This is a genomic window from Sphingomonas bacterium (assembly GCF_903643065.1).
GTDB lineage: Bacteria > Pseudomonadota > Alphaproteobacteria > Sphingomonadales > Sphingomonadaceae > Sphingomonas.
On sequence record NZ_CAHJWX010000391.1, the window covers coordinates 1 to 2,974 of the forward strand.

Genomic DNA, 2,974 nt, shown 5'->3' on the forward strand with positions numbered 1-2,974 from the left:
GGGCGCCGCGACGGTCACCTCGCCCTCGCTTTCGACCGCCTCGCCTTGCAGCGCGCCGGGCCCCTCGTCCCAGCGGATCGCGAGATCGAGATTGGCCTCGGCGAAGTCGATGCCCCCCTTCTCGGCGAAGGCGTCGGCGGCGAGCAGCTGGAAGCGCAGGTCGCCATCCGCGCGCGCGATCGCGGCGAGGCGGGGCATCAGCCATTTCTCCGTCACGTCGCGCGGCGCGGCGAGCGCGAGCGCCTTGGAGGACTGGCCGGCCTGCATCGCGCGCACCGCTTCCTCGAACTGGAGGAAGCCGTCGCGCAGCGGATCGAGCCCGGCGGCGGCCTCCGGCGTCAGCTCCAGCCCGCGCGTGGTGCGGCGGAACAGCACGGCGCCGAGCATGTCCTCCAGCGCGCGGACCTGTTGCCCGACCGCGGCGGGGGTGACGGCGAGCTCGTCGGCGGCGCGGGTGAAGGACAGGTGGCGCGCGGCGGCGTCGAAGACGCGCAGCGCGTTGAGGGGGAGATGCGTGCGCTTCACCTCCCCTCCCCTCCCGCTCGCGGGAGGGGTCGGGGGTGGGCTCCCCGGCGCCACGGGAGATGCGACCAGGGCTGGCGTCGATCCCACCCCCCAGCCCCCTCCCGCGAGCGGGAGGGGGAGAAACCGGCCCCCCTCACCCCGCCGTCGCCGGGGCGGTGAGCGTGAAGCGCGGGATCGCGACGTCGAACGGCGCGCCGTCGACGCCGGCCATGCGATAGCTGCCTTGCATCGCGCCGCTCGGCGTCGTCAGCGGGCAGCCGGAGACATAGTCATAGGCGTCGCCCGGCTGGATCAGCGGCTGCTCGCCGACCACGCCCTCGCCCTCGACGACGTGGCGCGCGCCCCGCCCGTCCGTGATCACCCAGCGCCGCGTCAGCAGCCGGACGGGGGCGGCGCCGCCATTCTCGATGCGGACGTGATAGGCCCAGAACCAGCGCCCGCGCCCCGGCTCCGACTGTTCGGGGAGGAACGAGACGGAGACGCGCACGGTGACGCCGCCGGTGGTCGCGGCGTGCGGGAACAGGAAGTTCACAGCCCCACCGCCGTCAGCGCGCGGTCGAGATCGTCGGTGAGGTCGGCCACGTCCTCCAGCCCGACGTTGAGGCGCAGCAGCCCCTCGCCCACGCCCATGATCGCCCGCTGCTCCGCCGCCACGCCCGAATGGGTGGTCGACGCCGGATGCGTCATCAGCGAGCGCGAGTCGCCGATGTTGTTGGAGATGTCGATCAGTTCAAGCGCGTCGAGCAACCCGTGCGCCTGCGCGCGGTCGGCGACCTCGAAGGCGAAGATCGGGCCGGTGGCGTCCATCTGCGCCATGGCGAGATTGTGCTGGGGATGGCTGGGCAGCCCCGGATGCAGCACGCGCGGCACGCGGGCCTCCAGGAAGCGGCCGACCGTCACCGCGCTCTCCGACTGGCGCCGGATGCGCAGGTCGAGCGTCTCCAGCCCCTTGAGCACCACCCAGGCGTTGAACGGCGACAGCGTCGGCCCGGTGTTGCGCGTGAAGGGAAGCAGCGTGTTGTCGATGAAGTCGGTCGTGCCGCAGATCGCGCCGGCGAGCACGCGGCCCTGCCCGTCCATCATCTTGGTGGCGGAATAGGCGACGACGTCGGCGCCGAACTCCATCGGGCGCTGGAGCGCGGGGGTGGCAAAGGCGTTGTCGACCACCGTGGTGATGCCGTGCGACTTCGCCAGCGCGCAGACGGCGGCCAGATCGACCACGTCCATCGTCGGGTTGGCGGGCGTCTCGAAGAAGAACACCTTGGTGTGGGGCCGGATCGCGGCGGCGAAGGTCGCGGGGTCGCGCGCGTCGACCACCGTGGTCTCGATGCCGAAGCGCGGCAGCAGCGTGTCGGTGAGCCAGCGGCACGAGCCGAACGCCGCGCGCCCGCCGACCAGGTGATCGCCGGCCGAGAGCTGGCACAACAGCGCCGCCGTCATCGCCGCCATGCCCGTCGCGGTGGCGCGGCAGGCCTGCGCGCCCTCCAGCAGCGCGATACGCTGTTCCAGCATCTCGACGGTGGGGTTCTGGAGCCGGGAATAGGTCATCCCCGCCTGCTCGCCCGCGAACCGCGCGGCGGCATCGCCCGCCTTGTCGTAGCTGTAGCCGGAGGTGAGGAACAGCGCCTCGGACGTTTCCCCCCATTCGGACCGCGCGGTGCCGCCGCGCACCGCGCGGGTGGCGGGGCGCCAATGCTCGGTGATCGAGCGATCCTGGCCGGTGTGACGCTTCATGCGGGCGCTTTGCCGGGTTGCGTTGCCGACCGCAACCGTCGGCGCCCTTCCAGCGAAGGACCTCGGCGAAGATCGAGCGGGTTGCGAGGCGGGCGCGAACCGGCGACACCGCCGGTCGTGAACGACGCCCGTCCCCTCCGCCCCGCGCTGCTGCTCGGGCTCGGCGCGTTCGCGCTCTTCGCCTGGCACGTCACGGTCCCGCACCGGCTGGTGTTCGACGAGGTCCATTACGTCCCCGCCGCGCGCCTGCTCTGGTCGCTGGCGGGGCCGTCGAACATCGAGCATCCGCTGGTCGGCAAGGCGCTGATCGGGCTGGGCATGGCGGTGTTCGGCGACAACAGCCTGGGCTGGCGGGCGATGGCGGTGGTGGCGGGCGTGGCCACGGTGCTGGGGCTGTACGCGGCGGCGTGGTGGCTGTTCGGACGGGTGCGCACGGCGGTGCTCGCCGCGCTGTTCGCGCTCGGCAACTTCACGCTGTTCATCCAGGCGCGGATCGCGATGCTGGACGGGTTCATGGCGGCGCTGGTGGTGTGGGCGCTGGCGCTGTTCCTGTGGTCGATGCGCGGGACCGGGCCGGCGGTGTGGCGGCGATGGCTGGGCGGAAGCGTGCTGCTCGGGCTGGCGGCGGGGACGAAATGGCTCGCCATCCCCTATGTCGCGCTGGCGGGCGCGGGGTTCCTGCTGGCGCGGCGGGGCGCGGCGGGGCGATGGCCGG

The 2,974-nt window shown here is 73.1% G+C and carries 4 protein-coding genes; 1 reads left to right on the forward strand and 3 read right to left on the reverse strand.

The window, feature by feature from the left end:
- The 3 genes from HUU95_RS12640 to HUU95_RS12650 form a co-directional block, all read right to left on the reverse strand.
- Nucleotides 1-525: LysR family transcriptional regulator (locus HUU95_RS12640; protein WP_174280424.1), on the reverse strand; the 525-nt coding region annotated here is incomplete at its 3' end.
- 133 nt (nucleotides 526-658) lie between these two features.
- Nucleotides 659-1,057 carry a Co2+/Mg2+ efflux protein ApaG gene (apaG, locus tag HUU95_RS12645; protein ID WP_174280425.1) on the reverse strand — a complete coding sequence of 133 codons (399 nt, stop codon included), beginning with the start codon at nucleotides 1,055-1,057 and terminating at the stop codon, nucleotides 659-661.
- Nucleotides 1,054-2,259, reverse strand: coding sequence for a trans-sulfuration enzyme family protein (locus HUU95_RS12650; RefSeq protein ID WP_174280426.1), 1,206 nt, complete (start codon nucleotides 2,257-2,259; stop codon nucleotides 1,054-1,056). Before HUU95_RS12650 ends, apaG begins: the two co-directional genes overlap by 4 nt.
- Before the next feature lie 117 nt (nucleotides 2,260-2,376).
- Between HUU95_RS12650 and HUU95_RS12655 the strand changes: the two genes are divergently transcribed.
- Nucleotides 2,377-2,974 (forward strand): glycosyltransferase family 39 protein (locus HUU95_RS12655; protein ID WP_254602788.1); only part of this gene is annotated, 598 nt, incomplete at its 3' end.